This window comes from Lentilactobacillus otakiensis DSM 19908 = JCM 15040 (assembly GCF_001434145.1).
GTDB lineage: Bacteria > Bacillota > Bacilli > Lactobacillales > Lactobacillaceae > Lentilactobacillus > Lentilactobacillus otakiensis.
Genome location: NZ_AZED01000011.1, coordinates 351,157 through 373,633, shown reverse-complemented (window position 1 = coordinate 373,633; position 22,477 = coordinate 351,157). Strand labels below are relative to the sequence as shown.

General features: G+C 43.5%; 20 protein-coding genes. 17 read left to right on the top strand and 3 right to left on the bottom strand.

Annotated elements, in window-relative coordinates; translation table 11 throughout:
• The first annotated feature begins 163 nt into the window (after positions 1–163).
• Complete coding sequence (locus tag FD05_RS05480; RefSeq protein WP_020280601.1) at positions 164–670, top strand: pyridoxamine 5'-phosphate oxidase family protein; 507 nt, start codon at positions 164–166, stop codon at positions 668–670.
• Between the two features lie 33 nt (positions 671–703).
• Here the strand turns inward: FD05_RS05480 and FD05_RS05475 are convergent, their stop codons facing one another.
• A complete protein-coding gene (locus tag FD05_RS05475) occupies positions 704–937 on the bottom strand; it encodes a hypothetical protein (protein WP_020280602.1) in 234 nt (77 codons plus the stop codon).
• 135 nt (positions 938–1,072) lie between these two features.
• Between FD05_RS05475 and FD05_RS05470 the strand changes: the two genes are divergently transcribed.
• On the top strand, positions 1,073–2,110 hold the full coding sequence (locus FD05_RS05470) for a lipoate--protein ligase (protein WP_020280603.1): 1,038 nt from the start codon (positions 1,073–1,075) through the stop codon (positions 2,108–2,110).
• 108 nt (positions 2,111–2,218) lie between these two features.
• On the opposite strand, the gene FD05_RS05465 is transcribed toward FD05_RS05470, so the two are convergent.
• A complete protein-coding gene (locus FD05_RS05465; protein ID WP_020280604.1) occupies positions 2,219–2,557 on the bottom strand; it encodes a hypothetical protein in 339 nt (112 codons plus the stop codon).
• A gap of 148 nt (positions 2,558–2,705) precedes the next feature.
• Here FD05_RS05465 and FD05_RS05460 point away from each other — a divergent pair, with 148 nt between their 5' ends.
• The 9 genes from FD05_RS05460 (at position 2,706) to FD05_RS05420 (ending at position 14,556) form a co-directional block, all read left to right on the top strand.
• Entirely contained in the window at positions 2,706–4,496 is a 1,791-nt protein-coding gene (locus FD05_RS05460) for an ABC transporter ATP-binding protein (RefSeq protein WP_020280605.1), read from the top strand.
• Positions 4,497–4,846: 350 nt separating this feature from the next.
• Positions 4,847–6,505, top strand: a complete 1,659-nt coding sequence (locus tag FD05_RS05455; RefSeq protein ID WP_020280606.1) for a peptide ABC transporter substrate-binding protein — start codon at positions 4,847–4,849, stop codon at positions 6,503–6,505.
• Between the two features lie 90 nt (positions 6,506–6,595).
• Positions 6,596–7,078, top strand: a complete 483-nt coding sequence (locus FD05_RS05450) for a glutathione peroxidase (protein WP_020280607.1) — start codon at positions 6,596–6,598, stop codon at positions 7,076–7,078.
• A gap of 12 nt (positions 7,079–7,090) precedes the next feature.
• Positions 7,091–9,658 (top strand): FtsX-like permease family protein, encoded by a 2,568-nt coding sequence (locus FD05_RS05445; RefSeq protein ID WP_039932552.1) that lies wholly within the window; start codon positions 7,091–7,093, stop codon positions 9,656–9,658.
• Positions 9,659–9,890: 232 nt separating this feature from the next.
• The gene (locus tag FD05_RS05440; RefSeq protein WP_020280609.1) at positions 9,891–11,003 is read left to right on the top strand and encodes a hypothetical protein; all 1,113 of its coding nucleotides are present in this window, start codon (positions 9,891–9,893) and stop codon (positions 11,001–11,003) included.
• A gap of 81 nt (positions 11,004–11,084) precedes the next feature.
• Positions 11,085–12,146: a hypothetical protein gene (locus FD05_RS05435; protein ID WP_020280610.1), complete on the top strand. Its 1,062-nt coding sequence runs from the start codon at positions 11,085–11,087 to the stop codon at positions 12,144–12,146.
• Positions 12,147–12,281: 135 nt separating this feature from the next.
• On the top strand, positions 12,282–12,806 hold the full coding sequence (locus FD05_RS05430) for a TetR/AcrR family transcriptional regulator (RefSeq protein WP_020280611.1): 525 nt from the start codon (positions 12,282–12,284) through the stop codon (positions 12,804–12,806).
• A complete protein-coding gene (locus FD05_RS05425; RefSeq protein ID WP_020280612.1) occupies positions 12,806–13,870 on the top strand; it encodes an ABC transporter permease in 1,065 nt (354 codons plus the stop codon). Before FD05_RS05430 ends, FD05_RS05425 begins: the two co-directional genes overlap by 1 nt.
• A gap of 2 nt (positions 13,871–13,872) precedes the next feature.
• Positions 13,873–14,556, top strand: a complete 684-nt coding sequence (locus FD05_RS05420; RefSeq protein ID WP_020280613.1) for an ABC transporter ATP-binding protein — start codon at positions 13,873–13,875, stop codon at positions 14,554–14,556.
• 337 nt (positions 14,557–14,893) lie between these two features.
• Here FD05_RS05420 and FD05_RS05415 read toward each other — a convergent pair whose 3' ends face one another.
• On the bottom strand, positions 14,894–15,280 hold the full coding sequence (locus FD05_RS05415) for a PaaI family thioesterase (RefSeq protein ID WP_020280614.1): 387 nt from the start codon (positions 15,278–15,280) through the stop codon (positions 14,894–14,896).
• A gap of 36 nt (positions 15,281–15,316) precedes the next feature.
• Between FD05_RS05415 and menB the strand changes: the two genes are divergently transcribed.
• The 6 genes from menB (at position 15,317) to arcC (ending at position 22,410) form a co-directional block, all read left to right on the top strand.
• A complete protein-coding gene (menB, locus tag FD05_RS05410; RefSeq protein ID WP_020280615.1) occupies positions 15,317–16,138 on the top strand; it encodes a 1,4-dihydroxy-2-naphthoyl-CoA synthase in 822 nt (273 codons plus the stop codon).
• 14 nt (positions 16,139–16,152) lie between these two features.
• Positions 16,153–17,568, top strand: coding sequence for an o-succinylbenzoate--CoA ligase (locus FD05_RS05405; RefSeq protein WP_191980516.1), 1,416 nt, complete (start codon positions 16,153–16,155; stop codon positions 17,566–17,568).
• 262 nt (positions 17,569–17,830) lie between these two features.
• The gene (ptcA, locus tag FD05_RS05400) at positions 17,831–18,865 is read left to right on the top strand and encodes a putrescine carbamoyltransferase (RefSeq protein ID WP_020280617.1); all 1,035 of its coding nucleotides are present in this window, start codon (positions 17,831–17,833) and stop codon (positions 18,863–18,865) included.
• Between the two features lie 35 nt (positions 18,866–18,900).
• Positions 18,901–20,316 carry an APC family permease gene (locus FD05_RS05395; protein WP_020280618.1) on the top strand — a complete coding sequence of 472 codons (1,416 nt, stop codon included), beginning with the start codon at positions 18,901–18,903 and terminating at the stop codon, positions 20,314–20,316.
• A gap of 24 nt (positions 20,317–20,340) precedes the next feature.
• The gene (gene aguA, locus FD05_RS05390; RefSeq protein WP_020280619.1) at positions 20,341–21,438 is read left to right on the top strand and encodes an agmatine deiminase; all 1,098 of its coding nucleotides are present in this window, start codon (positions 20,341–20,343) and stop codon (positions 21,436–21,438) included.
• A 12-nt stretch (positions 21,439–21,450) separates the two neighbouring features.
• Entirely contained in the window at positions 21,451–22,410 is a 960-nt protein-coding gene (gene arcC, locus FD05_RS05385) for a carbamate kinase (RefSeq protein WP_020280620.1), read from the top strand.
• Positions 22,411–22,477 lie beyond the last annotated feature (67 nt).

Below are 22,477 nucleotides of genomic sequence, written 5' to 3'. Positions count from 1 at the left end.
TTAAGTTGCTCGGAAAACGATTACACTTGAACTACTCAAAGCGTAACCTGTAAACAAATTGTGTGCAACGAATTGGTTTGAAAATTTTCGGTGGCGGGAAAATGTCTATGTACGGAATCCGTCAAAATGGCTATACTTAAAGCAAATAAGAGGAGCTGATCGTATGCGGAGAAAAGACCGAGAAGTAACCAACATTAATGAAATCAAGCAAATTTTAAAAGATTCTCACGTAATTCATAGTGGGTTTAGAACCGATGATTATCCTTATGTAGTGCCAACCAACTTCGGCTACGAGTTCGATGATGATAACCAATTAACTTTATACATTCACGGCGCACCAGTCGGCACCAAGCGTGAATTGATCAAAAAAGATGGTCGGATGGGCTTTGCGATTGATGACGGTGGTCAACTGATGGTGCCAAAGGATCCCAAGCAAAATACGCCAAGCTTTGCCTATCGCAGTGTGATGGGGTATGGGGATGCAGAATTGGTTGATGATCCAGCGGTCAAGAAGCATGCCCTCCAAGTCGTTTTGGCACACGAAACTGGTCAGAAATTGAGTGACTTTGATGTGCCTGAGAAGACAATTGAGTATGTTGGGATTATTAAGATTACTGTGAAGTCGTTTACCGCGAAAGTGCATGGCGGGAACGATCCGGAATTTAAGTAGTAAAAAGCATTGACCAAGTTTGAGGTCAATGCTTTATTTTTTGTCGTTATCATTTTTTTGCGCTTCACGTTTCCAAAACCAACCAGGAATTGAAATCAGGACACCCATTGCGACTGGAATGAGACTATAAATTAACGCCCCAGTGGAATGGTCGCCGCTCCACCACATGAAGTAGCATACACCAAGGATCGAGATGATTAATCCACAGAACGGAACGGTAATTGTTAGATAGTGGATCATTCGGTCGCGGAGTTGCTGCATGGTCATTGAAATCATCTCCTTACAATTGTATGTATTCTACCCCCCCTGAAAAAATGTGCAATGGTATATACATTCATAGTCTTTCGTTCTATCATGATGGTAACGGTTCCAGAACTAACGGATATGAAAGAAGGTTCATCTATGTTTTTTATTGATACGTCAAGAAATGGCAAGCCTGTCTATGATCCGATTGTGAATCAGTCGTTGGATAACTATTTGGTCAATGATTTGAAGCTTCCTGGTCACGGATTAATTATGTATGTTAACCAACCGGCAGTGATTGTCGGGGTTAATCAGAATGCCTATGCCGAAGTGAATATGCCTTATTTGAAAGAAAAGGGCATCAAATTAGTTCGCCGGACTTCAGGTGGTGGTGCGGTTTATCACGATTATGGCAATATTATTTTTGAAAATATTGTGATTAATGACGACGAGCACTTTGGTGATTTCAAATACTTTGCGCAACCGATTATTGATGCATTGCATGACATGGGTGCCACAGATGCTGAAATGCGTGGGCGTAATGATATGGTCATCGGCAACCAGAAGTTTTCTGGCATGACGATGTTCAAGGTTGGCCAATCATACGCTGCCGGCGGGACGCTAATGTTTGATTTGGCAATGGATGTCGCCACTAAGGTGCTGACACCTGAGAAAGATAAATTGGAATCTAAGGGCGTCAAGTCAGTTGAAAGCCGAGTCACTAACGTTAAGCCATTCTTAAAACCAGAATTCCAGAAGTTGGATATTGAAGGCTTTAAGAAGGCATTATTGCTCAGACTGTTTAATGCCAAATCATTGGACGATATTGAGACCTATCATCTAAACGACCACGACTGGTCTATCATCGACGAACGGTTGAAGGGTAAATACGATACTGATGAGTGGAACTATGGGAAGAACCCTGGTTTCGATTACTATGTTTCTAAGCATTACGACATCGGAACGATTAGCTTCAATTATTCGCTGAGTGATAATCAGATTTCTGATATTAAAATCTATGGTGACTTCATCACTGGCGGTGATATTTCCGTTATTGAAAAGGCATTGAATGGCGTTGATCTCAGTAAAGATGCTTTGGTCGATGCTTTGAGTAAGGTTGATATTAAGGCTAATCTTGGGGATGTTTCGGCTGATGAGTTGGCGGACTTGTTGCTGGAGAAGACTAAGATTGGTTAGATAAAAATTATTGTTGAAGAGTTAAAAATAAACAATCAGGCTCCCAGAGAATTAAGTGCGAAATCTTATCTGGGAGCCTGTTTGTTTATTTTTTTGAATTTTTGAATGTCATAGGCCAACTTCCTTCTCAAACTCCTCTCTGGTTGTGATGTGAGAGGAGCCCTTGGCATCTTTAACTAATTTTTTCCATGCGCCACTCAAAGCTTTTTTGCGTTTTGTAAATTCTTTCGGAACTTGATCTTCTGGAACTTTATCTTTGACGATATCCTTTAAAATGTCTTCATCAAAGTTGAAAAAATCATCGTCGTCTTTGACAAATTCATAAAAAATCCCATCAGGGGTCAACTTTGGTTTCACAGTTACACCTGGGCCGATATTAAATTTGCTGGGAACTGTTAACATAATTGAGTTGCCTTGTTTGCGGGTTTGAGTTTCCAATTCAATCACCTCTAATGTCTTTACTTGTAATTACATTATAAATGTCATGATTAGTAATTACAACCATTCAGTTCGAGCTAATCCGTTGACCACACCTGCTTATTCGTGGTTAAATATACCGTCATAAGGAATTCGACAAGTTACCGGGGGTGGGCATATGAAGCAGGCACCAAGTCATGACAACGAGGAAGTTCAGGGTGGGGTCACCATGATGGGGATGTTCAAATTTGTCTTTGGAACGGTCCTCAAACGGCCGTGGATCCTAATTGTGAACGTCGTTGTTCTCACAGTTTTGTCGTTGATGGATTTTTTATTACCACAATTCAACCAATACATTATTGATCACGTTATTCCAAATAAAAGCACTGCTCAGCTGGTAATTGTTGTGGGATTATTGCTGCTGACAGTGACAATTTCCGGCATTTTTACTTATGTTTCCACCTATTACATGGGGGTTATGAGTCAAGGTGCCATTACCAATCTGCGAAACCAACTCTATCAATACCTGATTCGACTGGACACTCACTTCTTTGAGTCCAGCAAGACGGGGGATTTGATGGTTCGGTTGACGTCTGATATTAACAACCTGCAGAACCTCATTTCGCCAAACATGCTGTCGTTGATTGGCAGTATTTTCACGTTTATCGGGGTTCTGGGCTTTGTCTTCTTTGTCAATTGGGAAATGGCGTTGGCTGTGAGTTTAACCTTCCCACTGATTTTCCTGGTTGTGCGTATTTTTAGAACCCGAATTCGGGAATCCTATCGCAAAGCCCGCCAATCCCAAGCATTGATGACCAATCAGCTCCAAAACACCTTGACCCAAATCCAGTTAATCAAGAGTTATACCACTGAAGACTTGGAATCAAGTCGCTTTGATAAATTGGCCAACATGAACAAAGATAATATTATTGAAGCTACCAAGAACCAAGCGATTTTCTCGCCACTTGTGACTTTTATTGAGTACCTTGGAACGGCGATTGTGTTGTTCCTCGGAACTCTGTTCGTTTTCAAAAATCAGCTGACAGTTGGACAATTGGTCGCTTATTTGAGCTATGTCGGCATTTTACAAAGTCCAATTAGTGCGTTTTCAAGATTGCTCAATCAATTCCAGCAGTCACTGGTTTCATATGGCCGGATTGTCAGCATCATGGGCTTAAAACCGTCTATTGTTGATGAAAAAGGCGCTGTTGCATTTCCGCAGATCAAGTCTGGGGTTAAATTCGATCACGTTACGTTTTCATACGCATCCGATGAGCCACAATCACCGCATAAATCAGCTATTCAGGATGTCACATTTGATATTCCGTTTGGCAAAACGACTGCCCTGGTAGGCCACTCTGGTGCCGGTAAATCAACGATTACTGATTTGCTGGATCGCTTGTACGACGTTAATAGCGGTCAGATTTACTTTGATGGCATTCCCATCAACCATATCAAGTTGAAGTCGTTGAGGCAGAATATCGCAATTGTCTCGCAGGATATCTTCATTATTGATGGGACCATTTCAGATAATATCCGTTACGGGACGCCTGGTGCCACTGAAGACCAACTTTGGGAAGTTGCCAAGTTGGCTGACATTGATGATTTTATTAAAGGGTTGCCCAATCAGATGAAGACCCAAGTTGGCGAACGAGGAATTCGTTTGTCAGGTGGTCAAAAGCAGCGGATTGCGATTGCCCGAGCGTTGCTGAAGGATGCCCAGATTGTGGTCCTTGATGAAGCCACCGCCTCACTGGATAATGAGTCCGAAAAGACGATTCAGCATGCGCTGGAGAACTTGATGGAGCAACGAACTTCACTGGTCATTGCCCATCGATTGTCGACCATTCACAACGCCGATCAGATTTTGGTGGTGGATGACGGTAAGATTGTTGAGCGCGGGACGCATGCTGAGTTGATGAATGAGGACGGATATTACAAGCAGCTTTATGAAGCTCAGTTTGAATAGTTTGTTTTAGCAGCTGTGGATTATTAATTCATGGCTGCTTTTTTGTTTAATATGTGTGAATATTTGATAAAAAAGAAAAACCCGACTCAGCATTATACTGTGTCGGGACCTTCTCAATTCGATAACCACTGCAATAGACGAGCTAAAGCCTTAGCGAACGGTCGAACCGTCTTTTCATAATTGTAATATATAATATTGTGAAGTCTCAGTCAATTTAATCCTTTAATTCTCTCATCAAACACCAATATTGTTATTATTTGATATTGACACACCATCTATCTCCCTTTATGCTTGAATTATCAAATGAGATGAATTTTTATACAATGAGGGAACTCGCATGGAGGTTCGAAATGAGAAAAGTTGAGTATTTCATTGGTGGCTGTGCAGCCATCGTTTTACTATTGGCAGGTTGTGGTAAAAAGGAGTCGGCAGAGAACTCAGGAAATTTGAAGTCAAACATGGCTACTAAACAAGTCGTTAACTGGTCTGAAACTGAAGATCTAACGACTTTGGATCCTTCCAAATTGACTCAGCCAATCGACATTACAATGGTTGGGAATACGAATGAAGGTCTGTTCCGATTGGGAAAGAACCATAAGTTGTTGCCAGGAATTGCGACTAAGATGAGTGAATCGTCAAACGGAAAGGTTTATACATTCAATCTTCGAAAGAATGCCAAGTGGAGCAATGGTGACCCTGTAACTGCCCATGATTTTGAATATAGCTGGAAGCGGACCATTAATCCTAAAACCGCATCACAATATGGCTATATTTTTGATGGGATTAAGAACGCCAATAAGATTCAAGTTAACAAAGCTAAGCCGAGTGCGCTTGGTGTGAAGGCTCTCGGAGATCATCAGCTGCAGGTTACACTCGAGCGACCGATTCCATACTTCAAACTGCTAATGGCATTTCCGTTATTCTTCCCACAAAATCAAAAGGCGGTTGAAAAGTATGGAAAGGCATATGGAACATCCGCTTCTAAAATGGTGTACGACGGTCCATTTAAGATGAAGGGCTGGACTGGAACAAATGAAAAGTGGACATTAACAGCCAACAAAAATTATTGGGATAAGAAACACGTCTACCTTGAAAAGATTAATGATCAAGTCGTTAAAGATCCTTCAACGATGTACAACATGTATCAAGGAAACCAGTTAGACGTTGCTACGTTATCGGGAACACAAGTTAAGAATGAATTAAACAACAAAGATATGCACCTTTTGAAAGATTCACGAATTTTCTATTTGGAATTTAACCAGAGAACTCGACCATCATTTAAGAATAAGGCTTTACGTCAGGCATTTTCATACGCCATGGATCGTCAATCATTCACTAAGAACGTTCTGGCAGATGGATCTGCACCGGCACAAGGGTTTGTGACGCAAGGGTTGGCAAATAATCCAAAGACCGGAGAGGACTTTACTAAGGAAGCTAAACAGGGTAATAAAGGTTTGGAGTACAACCCAACAAAGGCCAAAGCAAAGTATAAACAAGCTTTGAAAGAATTGAATAAAAAGTCACTGCACTTGGAGGTGCTATGCGGTGATAGTACTGCTGCAAAACATTCTGCCGCATATGTTCAAGGCCAACTTGAAAAGATCTTACCAAATTTGAAGATTGATGTTTCATCAGTACCTCTGAAATCACTGATTCAGCGGCAAACTCATCACCAATTTGATTTCTTCGTCTCAAACTGGGGTGCCGACTATTCTGATCCATATACATTCTTGCAAGTATTACAGTCGAACAATACCTTTAACGAAGGCGGCTGGACAAACAAGAGCTATGATAAGTTAGTCAAAAAATCCGCTTCAACAGATGCAACAGATCCACAAAAACGTTGGCAAGATATGATTGACGCTTCAAGAGTCATTATGTCAGACCAAGGAGTTGCACCACTGTATCAAGCTACCATTCCACAAATGAGAAAATCAAAGATCAAGGGTATTGTATATAACAGTGCTGGATTGTCATTTAATTTAAAAGGGATGTATGTTGCCAAATAATCACTCATGAAGGTCCAAAAACAAAACCAGTTTTGTTTTTGGACCTTTTAGTTTACACTTAACATAAATACAGAAAATGGGTGACTAGTAATGAAGACAATTTATGATTATCAAGAAACTGAAATGAGCGGCAAGACCATTGACTTAAGCGAGTTCAAGGACAAGGTCGTCATAATTGTAAACACTGCCAGCAAATGCGGCCTTGCACCTCAACTGGAAGGCCTGGAAGAATTATATAAGAAGTATCATGATGAGGGTTTAGTGATTCTCGGCCTGCCTTCAAATCAGTTTCATCAAGAATTAGCTACTGATGAAGAAGCTGATGATTACTGCCGGATTCACTACGGTGTGACCTTCCCGATGACCAAGCGGGTTGCGGTGAACGGGGATAACGAGGATCCGTTATTTGCCCATCTTAAAGAAGAATCCGGCCATGGCAAAATCAAATGGAATTACACCAAGTTCCTGATTGGCAAAGATGGCAAGCTGATTCATCGATATGCGCCAATTACCAAGCCGGAATCGATGGAAGAAGCCATCTACACCGCACTTAACAAGAAATCCGTCTTATAAGAAGGTGGAAAGTTGAATTCTACCTATTTCAAAGCAACGATTCGCGAAATAACTTACTCTTGGGGTAAGTTTATTTCGATTGTCCTGATCATCCTGCTGGGCTCATTGCTCTATGTGGGTATTCGGGCGACTGGACCTGATTTGGACAACTCTGCCGACAAATACTTTGCCCAGCAGAATCTCGGCGACCTGAATGTGACGTCCACTTTGGGACTGACCAATAAGGACTTGAATTTGGTGCGTCATGACAAAAATATCCAAACTGTCGAGCCAAGCCATATGGTTACTGTGAAGAAGTCGCAGAACCAGGTTGTCCAAGTCTATTCCTATTCAAAGGCAGCTAAATTGAACAAGTTAAAAGTTGTCTCAGGAAAGCTTCCAACTAAGGCAAACCAGATTGTCCTGGACGCAAAGGCCAAGTCAGATGGCTACAAACTTGGGCAAACATATACCTTGCCTAAAACGGATGGCTTAAAAGGGCAATCGTTCAAAATTGTCGGCTTTGTGAATTCACCGTTATTCGTCAGTTCAACCGATCGCGGCACCACCAACGTCGGGAGTGGCGAGGTGGACTATTTTGCCTATACACCTCAACAGGTATTCAATCAAAAAGCGTATGCAACGCTGGCAGTGCGATTCAACAACACCGCTGATTTAATTGCTGGCACGAGTCAATATAACAAGCAGGTCAATCATGATCAGGCCCAACTGGAAAACCGATTGAATGCAAGACCGGAGCAGCGGCGGGCCGAATTGATTGGACCAGAGCTTACTAAGGTCAATCAACAACTGACCAAACTTCAAAAACAAGCCAAGCAACTCCAATCTGTACCGAGTCAATACCAGTCTGCGACCACAAAAGCTGCTGCCAAGAAGCTTGATGCAGGCATTGCCAAACTTCAAGCGGCCAAAACACAGCTCCAAAAGACTCCCCGGGCTACATATTTGTACAATGATCGAACTGCTAACGTCGGTTACCAGGACTATTTTGACGAGTCCAAGAGTATCGCGGCCATCGCGGTGATCTTCCCAGGATTCTTCCTGTTCATTGCCGTTTTGATCACGTTTACGACAATTTCTCGAATGATTGAGAAGAACCGACGGGAAATCGGTTTGATGCGGGCCCTCGGATATACCAAAGGGTTTATTTCGATGAAATACGTGATTTATTCAGTCTTGGCGGGTGTACTAGGCTCAATTGCCGGTGGCATTCTGGGGACCATGACGCTGCCGAAGTTCATCTTTAGCATGCTCAGTAACAATAATCTGACCCAGTATGCAGGCGTGATTCCATGGGCATTTATTGTTGAAGCGATCATCGCCGGCCTCGTTGCCACTCTGGGAAGTGCGACGGTTGTACTGATCATTAATCTGCGCGAAAAACCAACCGAGTTGATGCGTGAGCGGGCACCAAAAGCCGGCAAGCGAATTCTCATGGAACGGATCAAACCCCTATGGAACCGCATGAATTTCAACCAAAAAGTCAGCTACCGGAATCTCTTCCGATACAAAACTCGGATGATCATGACGATTGTCGGGATTGCGGGATGTACCGGGTTGATGCTGGCGGGATTTGGGATTCGAGATTCAGTCAACGATTTGATTCCTGACCAATTTAACCAAGTTCAGCACTACCAGGGAATCGTGACTTTGTCTGATTCGGGTAAACAGGTTCATGACAAAAATATTAGCGCTCAAAAGTCAGCGATGGTCCAATCGATTACCGTTTCCCCAACTAAAGGGACTAAACGAAACGCGACGGTTACAATGGTTGCGCCGAAATCAACTGCTCATTTTAGCAAATACGTTTCACTGACCAGTGCCAAGACTGGCAAAGCACAAAAACTGACCAACTCAGGGGTGATCATTACCGAGAAGCTGGCCACTGATATGCATGCCAAAAAGGGAACAAAATTGTCTGCCAAGCTTGGTAATAAATTGCTTAAGGTCCGAGTTGCCGGCGTTACTAAGAACTATGCCGGCCACTATATGTATTTGACGTCTAAATACTTCAATCAAGTCTCAACAACTAAATACGCACCGACGTCACGGCTTCTCAAGCTCAAGAGTGAATCTGCCAGCCACCGTCACCAGACTAGTAGAAATCTGCTGAAACAATCAGGGGTTCTTAATGTGACCTATCCAAGGTACGCCAGCAGCTCGCTGGGGACAGTTGGTCTGAGCTCCGTTGTTCTGATCTTCATCGCGTTGTCTGCTGCTCTGGGTCTGGTAGTCTTGTACAACCTCACCAATGTCAACATTTCCGAACGAATGCGGGAACTCTCGACGATCAAAGTGCTCGGGTTTTATGACAATGAAGTGACAGCGTACGTTGCTCGAGAAAATGTGGTGTTGACGCTTGCCGGAATTGTCTTTGGCTGGTTTATTGGGCTGATACTCCATCATTTCATCATGATCAAAGCCCAGACAGGGGCGATCCTGTTCCCACTGACGGTGCATTATCCAGGGTATATCTGGTCGGCAGTACTGACGGCCTGCTTCAGCTTGGTGGTCGGTGTCATCACGCATTATAAGTTAAAGAATATTGATATGTTGGATTCGTTGTCGTCATCGGAGTAATCTGATTCAGAAAATATTCAGTATGGGTATCATTTTTTAACGTACTCAAACAAATCGGATTCTGGCAAACATTGGCTGTTTCAAAACCAATCTTACCGGGATCTGGTTTGTTTTTTTAATCATTACCTTTTATACATAAAAACCATTTACTTTTGTTAACCAAAAGGCTAATATTGAATGTATCGGAACTTTACGAAATCTTAAGAATCATTAATTTCTGAGGGGGAATTGTATGAGGTTCATTAAGACATTTATTTGCTTTGTCCTTTTTTTGACATTATTTGTCGTCGCTAAAGCACCTATTGATGCCCACGCCAAATATCATGTTTATTATCAACGTTCATCGGCACTGCACAAAGGTAGTCTACGGAATTTGAATAATTCAAAAGTTCACTACGTCAAAGTGCCTAAAAAGTACTATCATGTCGCCCACACTGGGATCGAACACGAAATTGCTTCGGAACGAGGTAAAAAAGTCAAATTCCACACCCGTTACATTTTGCCGCTGCCTGGTAAAGATGGCCAACGTTGGGGCAACCCACAATCGATTGCCATGAACGGGAAAAGTTATATGTACATCGTTTATTGCCCAACCAACTTACATAATCGTGGCAGAATTGTCCGGTTTAACATCAAGAAGCTGGACGCGATGGGAATTCGTTTGCATCCAAAAGAATTGCGGGATGCCTATCATAAGCACCATGGCAAATATTCCAAGACACAGAAGAAGATTCATACTTACATCAAAGTTGGCCCAATGTTTACCACCGGCCACGGTCAATCTTTAGCATATAATTGGAAGAATCACGGCTTGTACATGTGGCGTGACAAGGAAAAGGCACCAAGGGTTCCCGTCAGCAACTGGGGATACATTCAACATATCAAGGCGTCGACTTTACGGCCGGATCATGCAATTCGTTTCCGACTTTCCAGTCATGGCACGTCAGTCCCTGGTGGCCATGATTTAACCTTTGATAAATACGGCAACGCCTACTTCTGGTCATTTCCAGGTTGGGGTGCCTATATCTTCAAAGGAAAGATTCACGCGCACTCAGTTCATTTTCGGTTGACGCATCAAGTCCTAAAGCATTTACCGGGAACCAGAATTCAAAGTATGGGCTATAACCCAATTCGCAAACGGTTATTGATGATGTCGGATGCCTCGATTGCTAGTTTTCCAGCTAAGCGATTGGACGGGCATGGTCACCTAACCAACCATAGTTTTGAGTGGACACAGTTTGGCCCCAAACGTGAATTTGAGGGAATCGCGTATGATGGTTCATCTCGCGGCAACCTGCTGGTCAATCACTGTCCAGAGGTATTGCAAGCTGATCGGTCATATTAAATATTTAGTATTTATTTTTCGAAATTAAGTTGTACAATAATGTTATATCAATATATCAAATGAAGTATCTGGAGGGGTATTATGAAATTTGGTAAGTTATCTGTGGGAATTGCAACAGCAGTATTGTTGAGTACATCGTTTGTGGGGACGGTTGATGCTGCAACGATCGTTCAGCATAGCAACGCAATCAGCCAGTATTCTGGCTCAAGCTTGCGTTTGCTAAATAATAGCAAGGTTCAATTTGTGAAGGCAGGTAGTTATGGCTGGTCCAAGAATCCAAGCGGCAGCGAAACCATTAAGAGTATTCGCGGCACTAAGTGGACGTTAAAGACCAAGTACCTATTGCCAACGACCCATGCTGCACTGGGTAAATCCAGCCGGGATCTCACTAATCCTCAAGCATCAGCACTCGCTGGGAAATACCTGTTCGTGCTTTATGCACCACATCAATTTCATGGCAAAGGCTTTGTTGTTCGTTATAACAAGAGCACCCTTGACCATATGAGCTTCAGCAAAGCCCAATCGTCTTTGAACAAGAGTACCGCTGGTATGAAGGTCGGACCAATGTTCAATGTTGGTCATGGTCAATCATTGGCATACAATAAGAAACAGCACTCAATCTGGATGTGGCGTGATCGAGCCGACATGAAGCCGACTGCCTGGTCAACCATTCAACGGATCAGTATGTCATCATTGAAGCCTAATAGGGCAATCAAGTTCCACATGAATAATCGGGGTGCGATGGTACCTGCCGGACATGATCTGACATTTGATAATTCCGGTAACGCATACTGGTGGGGAATTTCTGGTGGTCATGTCAAGATTTACAAAGGTAAGTTGGGTAGCCGTTCAATCCACGTTCGTTTGGCAAAACAGATGCTGAGAAAGCAAACTGGAACCCATCAACAGGCCATGGGTTATAACCCTCATAATGGTCGGTTGTACTTGGTTTCTGACGATTCCATTCAGACTCTTCCGGCACGTAAATTGAATGGTCGCGGCAGCTTGCGTCCAAGTGACATCAAGTACACTCGCTTCAATTCACACCGTGAGTTTGAAAGCATGATTTTTGATTCGACTGGTCATGCAATGCTGTTGTCGAACAGAAATCCAGAACTTTTGAGATCAACTACTCGTTATTAAGCAATAATCGGAACCGCAAATGGCCTTACACGGCTGTTATGCGGTTCTTTTAAGCTCTATTGTTGACACGGTGTCACTTATGGACTATACTCGATTCATAGATTAATGACACAGTGTCATACAAGGAGAATAAATATGGTATCGACAACATTTACTAACTTAACCGATGAGAAGCAGACCAAAATCCGGCAAGCTTTATTGAAAGAATTTTCTGAAGAACCGTTGGCTACCGCACAAGTCGCTCCAATTGTGAAAACAGCAGGAATTGCCCGCGGTGCTTTTTATAAGTATTTTGATGATTTGACCGATGCCTACAAATATTTGTATGGCGTTGCGATGAGAGATATTCATAGTGAGATTAACAATGAAACCGGTGGCGCGTTTGAACCGCAGTTTTATCTGGATCAAGTGGATGCATTCGTTGAAGGTGCCCGCGACAGCCAATATTTTGGACTGATTAAAATGCATTTGATGAAAAATGAGTCGCTGATTTCACAGGGAAGCGTGGATCCCAAGACAGTGACTGCACCAGAGTGGGCAACGATGATTTTAAGCCACGAGGCTATCAAGCAAATCATTGTTAATCCAGACACGCAGCGGGAAGTTATGAGTAAGTTATCGGATGCATTGAACTTGCTAGCAGGAAAGGGGAACGCATAATGTATTTAGCACTAAAAGAAATTCGACACGAAAAATTGCGATACGGACTGATCATCTCAATGGTTGCCCTGATCGCATACTTAATTTTTATTTTAACCAGTTTGGCATTTGGACTGGCTGGGGAAAACACTCAGGCCATTAATTCTTGGGACGCGAAGAGCATCGTCTTGAACAAGGATTCCAATATTAGTTTGACGCAGTCCTTGATCACCAAAGATCAGGCTAAGGATGCCAAGTTATCCTCCAAAGAGGCGGTGATTGGCTCCACACTAGTTGTTGCCAAACATAAGGGTAAAGAAAAGATTTCAGCATCGTTTATCGGTGCGCGGAAGTCACAATTTATCATTAAAGATCTGAAATTGACATCCGGTCATAAAGCTCGCACCAATCACCAAATCGTGGTTGACGAGAAATTTAAAACGGATGGCTATAAGCTAGGTGATAAAGTGACTTTGAATTCATTCAAAGATAAATACGAGATTGTCGGCTTCACCAAGAATGCCAAATTGAACGTGGCGCCTGTTGCATATGGGACCATGACAACTTGGAAATATTTACGGGGGATGCCCAACGCACCGGTTTCCGGCAGCGCGATTGTTTCGAAGAACGCTAAATACAACGCTCATAGTTCACATTTGAAGACCTATTCAATGAATAAGTTCATCTCCAAGCTTCCTGGATATTCAGCTGAGAATACTACCTTTGGCTTCATGATTGGGTTCTTAATGATTATTTCGTTAGTTTTGATTGCGGTGTTCTTGTACATTTTGACGATGCAAGCATTACCAACGTACGCTGTTTTGCGGGCTCAGGGAATTCCAGCTCGGGCACTAGTTTCTACCATCACCAATCAGTCATTAATTTTGATGGCCTCGGGTGTGATTATCGGTGGCGCATTAGCGGCGATGACCGGATGGCTGTTGCCGGTTGGTGTCCCGATGGCGTTCAACATTCCAGTTCTTCTCTGGATTTCACTCGGTTTGATGATTATGGGAGTGATTGGTGCAGCCATTCCAGCCCAAAAGATTGCAACCGTCGACCCTGTTAGTGTAATTGGAGGTTAATCATGTCAGTTATTGAATTGAAGAATATTAATAAATACTTTGGTACCGGAATTAGCCGGGTCCATGTCTTGCAGGACATCAATTTTGCGGCCGACCGCGGTCAGTTGATTTTAGTTGTTGGGCCATCTGGATCCGGTAAGAGTACCTTCTTAACAATTGCCGGCGGCCTGCAGACACCAACGTCTGGGTCAGTCGAAGTTGAAGGTAAACCGGTGGAAAAATTGTCTAAAGCGCAACGTGATAAATTGAGATTGAACCAAGTTGGCTTTGTGCTTCAATCGTATAACTTGGTGCCATATTTAAAGGTCAGAGAACAATTTGAATTCGTTGATAAAATTAAGAAACAAGGGACTTTGAACAAACCTGAGTTGGCTGATCTGTTGAAGCAACTGGGGATATCTGAACTAGTCGACAAATTCCCAGGTGAACTGTCAGGCGGCCAAACACAGCGAGTAGCGATTGCCAGGGCATTGTATGCCAACCCAGACATTGTCTTGGCCGATGAACCGACAGCGGCCTTGGATAGTGAAAAGGTTATGGAAGTCGGTAAATTGTTTAAGGAGCTGGCAGAAACCAGAAACAAGGCAGTTGTGGTGGTCACCCATGATACTCGGCTGCTGGAATATGCGGACAAGGTGTATGAGATTATGGATGGAAAAATGAAGAGTGCGACAAAGCCCGCTTAGACCCGGTGTATAAACAAGAATCCCGCATTAATGAACAAAATACGTTCATCAATGCGGGATTCTTGTTTATACGTTAGGGGCTGGGCTGTCGAAGCACGTTTCCGCTAGATGACAGTGAAAACACTGGTTTGGATAAAGCGGAAGAAGCTGGCTTGATGAGCACGTTTTTGCTATATAGCAGTAAAAACGCGGATTTGATTGTGGCTTTACATCCGAGACACTTTCCACACCCATTTTCATTGACTAATCCCAAAAAATTATGTACTAAAATTGTAATAACGCAAGCAAAAGATCACTAAAAAAGGGAACCCATTCAACGGGTTCCCTTTTCTGTATGCTATAACACATTATCCAAAGATTTCTTCTCCAGACTCGTAAGTGTTACCACACTTGTACTAGTGAGGATGTTAGTCGAAGCAATTTCTACCTGCCATGTTTGAATCCGATTTCCACCGTGAAGCGGCGTTGCGGTGGCAACCAACTTGCCACTGGATACCGGCATCAAATGTTGTGTCGAGATGTTGACGCCAACAGCATAATGATCATTATCCACAAGCTGATTTGCCCCAATCGAAGCAGCGGTTTCAGCTAGAACTGAATTAATTCCGCCATGGACAATCCCATATGGTTGCTTGGCGGAATCGGTTACCTGTAGTGATATAATAACTTTAGTTTTGCTGAGGGAAACAGTTTGGATCCCAAGTAAATCAATTAAATTAGACAAAATTTTCACACTCCATTTTTGAAAGGATAGGAACTTATGACTTCAGTTAAGTGGCAGTCTGTTAAAGACTACAATGAGATTATTTTTGAACGAGCAGATAAAATCGCTAAAATTACCATGAATCGACCGGAGAAGATGAACGCGTTCACGCCGGTCACTATTCAAGAGATGATTGACGCGTTTAATATCTGTCGTGATGATAGCACAATTGGCGTAATAATTCTAACTGGTGCAGGTGACAAGGCGTTTTCATCAGGCGGCGATCAAGGTGTTCGTGGAAATGGTGGTTACGTTGGGCCGGATCACATTGCCCGCTTGAATGTGCTGGATCTGCAACATCTGATTCGCATTATTCCTAAGCCGGTGATTGCGATGGTTAAAGGCTGGTCAGTTGGTGGTGGTAATATTCTCCAGCTGGTTTGTGATTTGACGATTGCTGCCGACAATGCCCAATTTGGCCAAACAGGTCCGAAAGTTGGCAGCTTTGATGCTGGATATGGTTCTGGCTATTTGGCGCGGGTAATTGGTCATAAGCGCGCCAAAGAAGTCTGGTTCTTGAATCATTTTTACAGTGCAGAAGAAGCTTTTCAAATGAATTGGATTAACAAAGTTGTTCCACTAGCAGAAATTGAGTCCGCAACCCTTGATTGGTGTAATGAGATTCTGCAGAAATCACCGACCGCATTGCGATTTATCAAAGCAGCGATGAATGCAGACACCGATGGATTGGCAGGCTTGCAACAACTTGGTGGTGATGCGACCATGCTGTTTTATACGACTGACGAAGGTAAAGAGGGCCGGGATGCGTTTAATGAAAAACGGCAACCCGACTTCGATCAGTTCCCTAAGTTTCCTTAAAGAGGTTAGTGCAATTGGATAATTGGATTTTAAAGCAGGGTGAATTAGCGCCAAATCGGATTGCAGTTGATGATGGGCAGACCCAGTTGACTTTCTTAGAACTCAACCAGCGGACTGAAGCGCTGGCTAGTCAATTGGATCAAGCTGGTGCTTTGAATAGCGAACGGGTTGCCATTCTTACTCAGAATTCACTCGATGGCTATTTATTTGCCATGGCCATACTTGGGTCCGGGCGAACAATTGTCTGGATTAACTGGCGTTTGAGTGATGACGAAATTAAGCGCCAGCTGGATGATAGCAAACCCAGTGTCTGTTTGGTTGACGACGCATTGTGGCGTGACAGCTTTGATGATGGATTTATAAAGTTTACTGAAATCCGGAAAATTCAAGCAAAAGGGCATCCATTGGTGTCGGAATTTAACAAGAATGATGTCGCTAGTATTATGTATACTTCTGGAACCACTGGGCAGCCGAAAGGTGTCATGCAGACGTTTGGCAACCACCTGGCTTCAGCAATGGCTTCCGCTTTAAACCTTGGATTGACCTCACAAGACGAATGGCTTTGCGCGGTGCCGATTTTTCACATCAGTGGTTTTTCGATTATGATGCGTGGCCTCATTTATGGAATGACAGTTCGATTGGTATCACATTTTGAACCAACGCGCGTTGACCAGATTTTGACAACCGAGCCAGTGTCGACAATCTCAGTGGTGCCGTACATGCTGAAAAAGTTGTTGGCCTTGCGAGAGAAAAATCGGATTCAATATAATGCCAACTTTAGGTGCATGCTGCTGGGTGGCGGCCCAATCGATCGGCAAACTTTAGCTCTCTGTCAAAAGTATCAAATCCCAGTCGTCCAATCATATGGGATGACTGAAACTTGCTCGCAAATTGTGGCCCTAAACTACGAAGATGCCGAAAATCGTATTGGCTCGGTCGGCAAACCGCTTTTCTTGACCCAACTGAAGCTCGCTAAGAATCATGAAATATTGCTCAAAACGCCGGCATTAACCAAAGGATACCTGAACCGTCCAACCGCACTTGCTAACAAGCAAACAGCGGATGGCTGGTATTGTACCGGCGATATTGGCCATTTTGACGATGAAAATTTTCTATACGTTGATGGTCGAATCGACGACATGATTATTTCTGGCGGGGAGAATGTCTTTCCCGATGAAATTGAAGCTGTCTATCTCACCAGACCAGACGTTGACGAAATTGCCGTGGTGGGGATCGATAACCCAGAGTGGGGCCAGACACCAGTGGCGTTTGTGGTGAGTCACCGCAAAGTGTCACCGCAAGCTTTGATTGACTTTGGCCGTCAGAAACTCGCTCATTACAAGGTGCCACGACAATTCATCCAAGTTGATCATTTACCAATGAATGCCGGCGGCAAAATTCAACGTTTCAAACTAAAACATCTTTTATAATCGATTTCAAATTCCTCAACTATGAGTAAACCATTTTACTCAGTTGAGGATTTTTTTGTCCAAAACCCAAGTAAAACGCTTTTACAGCAACATCGTGTAACGTGTTAACAAAGGTGGAACAAAGTACATCGTTGTTCTGACGCGGTCTATCACGCCTCAAACTATTTATTTTAGCGCTTACATGCTTTATATTTAGAGACGTAAAGAAATACTCGAGAATTTCTTGGAACAAACGACAAACAAACTTTAGGAGATGCGAATTATGAAACGAGACTTTATCGATACTAACACATACACACGAGACGAAATTCAATACTTGATCAACTTGGGCTTACAAATCAAACGCGACATTAAGAATGGCAACTATCCCGACTTATTATCACACCGCACATTAGGAATGATTTTCGAAGAGTCATCTACTCGAACCCGAGTATCATTTGAAACAGCTATGACGCAACTTGGCGGCCACGCTCAATATTTAGCACCAGGTCAGATTCACTTAGGTTCAGCTGAAAGCGAATCGCTTGGCGACACAGCCATTGTTCTCTCACGCTTAGTTGATATCTTGATGGCCAGAGTTGCAAAACACTCAACTGTTCAGAAGTTGGCTGAAACCGCCACTGTTCCAGTTCTCAACGGTATGAGCGATTACAACCATCCAACTCAAGAAATTGGCGACATTATCACCATGGCAGAACATTTGCCAGCCGGCAAGAAGTTAAGCGACTGCAAGGTTGTCTTCGTCGGTGATGCCACTCAGGTTTGCGTTTCATTGATGTTCATCGCTTCAAAGATGGGAATGAAATTTGTTCAATTCGGACCAAAGGGTTACCAAATTAAGCCAGAAACTTTGGAAATTGGTAAGAAGAACGCTGAAGTATCCGGCGGTAGCGTTGAAATCACTGAAGATGCTGACGCAGCCATGAAAGATGCCGACTTTGTCTATACTGACGTATGGTACGGTTTGTACGAAGCACCACTTTCATACGACGAAAGAATGAAGATCTTCTATCCTAAGTACCAGGTTAACGATGACCTGATGAGCAAGGGAACCAGCCATACAATGTTCATGCACTGCTTGCCAGCTAACCGTGGTGAAGAAGTCACTGACAGCGTGATTGACTCACCACATTCAATCGCCTGGGATGAAGCTGAAAACCGTTTGACTGCTATGAGAGCACTCCTGGTTTACTTGATGGCACCACGAATGAACTACACCGAAAAACAATTGGATGATCTCAACGATCCTAAATTGAAATCGATGATCTTAAACTTAGTTGACGACACCACTCATTAATCGGGTTGCAACGATAGTTTGTGAAGGTGAAAGAAATGCAAAAAGAGAAAAAATTTAGATTATTTGATGCCGTGCTGATGTCGGTGGTTGTTGTTCTGGTTGTTGAGTCAGTGGCACCTGCGGCAGCAATTGGGCCTTCGCAGTTCTTCTGGTGGGCACTTCTGTTAATATTCTTCTTCCTGCCTTACGGATTGATTTCTGCAGAGCTTGGAACCACCTATGATGGGGATGGCGGAATTTATGATTGGGTCAGAAAAGCCTTTGGTCGCCGATGGGGTGGTCGAGCTGCTTGGCTGTACTGGATTAACTTTCCGATTTGGATGGCCAGTCTGGCAGTCTTGTTTACCGGGGTGATTGGCCAAGTCTTCCCAGTTCATTTTGGGACTTGGACGAACGTCCTTATCCAGCTGGTATTCATTGGAATCGTCACATTGATTTCTTCGTACCCAGTCGCTGACAGTAAATGGATTCTGAACTTAGCTGCCATTGCCAAAGTAATCATTATGGTCAGCTTAGGGGCTTTAGGAATCTATGTCGCTATGACCAAGGGTGTTGCAAGCAACTTCACTGTGAAAACGATGTTGCCACAAATGGATGTTAAGAGTCTGGGCTATATCTCAGTGATTCTGTTCAACTTCTTGGGCTTTGAAGTGGTTACTTCCATGGCCAGTGAAATGCCTAATCCGAAGAAACAAATTCCCCAAGCAATTATCTGGGGTGGCATCTTGATCGCTGTCTTCTATGTCTTTGCCGCATTCGGCATGGGCGTGGCAATTCCAAGCAGTGAGCTTTCAACTTCAAGTGGTTTGATGGAAAGTATCTTACTGTTAATCGGTGGTAACAACTGGTTCGTTATTTTGATCGCGTTGTTATTCATGTATACTTTAGCTGCCAACCTAATTTCCTGGTCAGCCGGCGTGAATTACGTTGCTTCATATGCGGCCAAAAATCATGATTTACCAAAGATCTTTGGTATCGAAAGCAAGAAGACTGGCCTACCAACCGGCGCCAACCTACTTAACGGCGGGATTGCTGCAATCTTGGTTGTCATTTCACCACTGATCCCTAATCAAAATGTTTTCTGGGCATTCTTCTCACTGAACGTCGTTGCTTTGCTGGGTTCATACTTACTGATGTTCCCATCATTCTGGAAACTGCGGAAGAGCGATCCTAATACGGAGCGACCATTCAAAGTGCCCGGTAACCATTTGATGATTAACTTAATGACTTGGATTCCGGTTGCTTTGCTGGCAATTACGACCATTCTTTCAGCATTCCCACTCAATGGCAGTGCCGAGGAAATGAACACTAAGATTCCAATTTTAATTGGAACAATTATCACAATATTACTTGGTGAGGTCTGCATCAGAGTTGCTGAAAAGGATCATCCGCTGAAGAAAAAGGCCAAAGCGAGCAGTCACCACACAGAAGAAATCTTAAGCAAGAACTAATTCACACAAGAGGAGCAAAATACGATGAAAACTTTACAATCATCACCTAAAAAAGACGGTTACAGGATGCCTGGCGAGTTTGAACATCACAAGGGTGTCTACATTCTCTGGCCAGAACGTCCAGATAACTGGCGAAATGGCGCTAAACCAGCCCAACACACATTTGTGAATGTTGCGAAAGCGATTTCTCAATTCGAGCATGTTACCGTTGGCGTTTCTGACGCCCAGTATGCAAATGCCCGCCACATGTTGCCTGACGAAGTAGAAGTTGTTGAAATGTCCAGCGATGATTCATGGATCCGTGACTGCGGGCCAACATTTGTCACCAATGACGATGGCGACCTTCGCGGAGTTGACTGGACTTTCAATGCATGGGGTGGCCTGGTAGATGGTTTATACTTCCCATGGGATAAAGATGACCGGGTTGCTCAAAAAGTGACTGAATTGGAACATGCTGACCGTTATCGATTGGATGATTTCATTCTGGAAGGCGGCTCCATTCATGTTGATGGCGAAGGCACTTTAATCACCACCGAAGAATGCCTGCTTTCAGAGGGTCGAAATTCACAATTATCCAAAGAACAGATTGAAAATGTCCTCAAAGAATATCTCAATTTGGATAAAGTTATCTGGCTCAAGCGTGGGATCTATTTGGATGAAACCAACGGCCACGTTGATAATATCGCCAATTTTGTGAAGCCTGGTGTGGTTGCGCTGGCCTGGACTGATGACAAGAACGATCCTCAATATGAAATTTCAAAAGAAAACTATGACATTTTAAGCAATGCGACTGACGCACGCGGTCGAAAGATTCAAGTCGAAAAATTATATGTACCAAAACCAGTGACAATCACCAAAGAAGAAAGTGAAGGCGTTGACGCAGTTGACGGGACCTTACCACGTAAGGAAGGCGACCGTCTGGCAGCCAGTTATGTGAACTACTACACCGCAAATGGCGGCATTGTCTTCCCAACATTTGGTGATCCAAACGATGCCAAAGCTGAAGAAACTCTGCAACGGTTGTACCCTGACCGAAAGATTGTCGGTGTTCCTGCCCGTGAAATTTTACTTGGCGGCGGAAATATTCACTGCATCACCCAACAAGTGCCAGCTGGCAGATAGGAGGAACTTTCAATGGCTAAAATTGTTGTTGCAGTAGGTGGAAACGCGATCCTTTCAAAGGACGCCTCAGCCGAAGCGCAAATGAAAGCAGTTAAAAAGACTGCCAAAGAGTTAGTTAAATTTATCAAGAATGGTGATCAATTGATCATTACCCATGGAAATGGCCCTCAAGTCGGCAACTTATTGCTTCAGCAAAATGCTGCCGACAGTGAAGCCAACCCGGCAATGCCACTCGACACGTGTGGTGCGATGACCCAAGGCAGCATCGGCTATTGGTTCCAAAATGCCATGAAAGAAGAACTCCTGGATAGTGGTATCGATAAAGATGTCATGGCGATTGTGACCCAGACGATTGTCGATGAAAATGATCCGGCATTTGAAAATCCATCCAAGCCGATTGGCCCATTCTATAAGGAAGCTGATCTCCCCGAACTTAAATCGATGCATCCGGATTGGGACGTCATCGAGGATTCAGGTCGTGGCTATCGACGAGTTGTGCCATCACCAAAACCTTTGGAAATCAATGAATATGCGGCGATTAAGAAAGTTGTCGATGCCGGCATCGTGCCAATTGTTTCTGGTGGCGGTGGCATCCCGGTTGTCCGCAAAGGAAATCGTTTGATTGGCAAAGAAGCCGTTATCGACAAAGATTTCAGTGCTTCAAAGATTGCCCAATTAATCGACGCTGACAAATTGATTATCCTGACTTCAGCCGGTGGCGTTTATTATAACTACGGCAAGCCTGATCAGGTTGAATTAAAGGAAGTCGGCATTGACGACATTCAAAAGCACATCGATGCCAATGAGTTCGCCAAAGGCAGTATGATGCCTAAGGTTCAAGCTGCGGTCGCATTTGTCCGCAATACCGGTAACCCAGCTGTCATCGGTGATTTGGAAGATGTTCAACAGATTATCGAAGGCAATGAAGGCACCACGATTGTGAAGCATGCTGTTCCTGCAGCGGTTAAATAACGAAAATGTGACGAGGCTTGAGCGAAAATTTCATTTTGCTTGATCCTCGTTTTTATTTTAAATAACT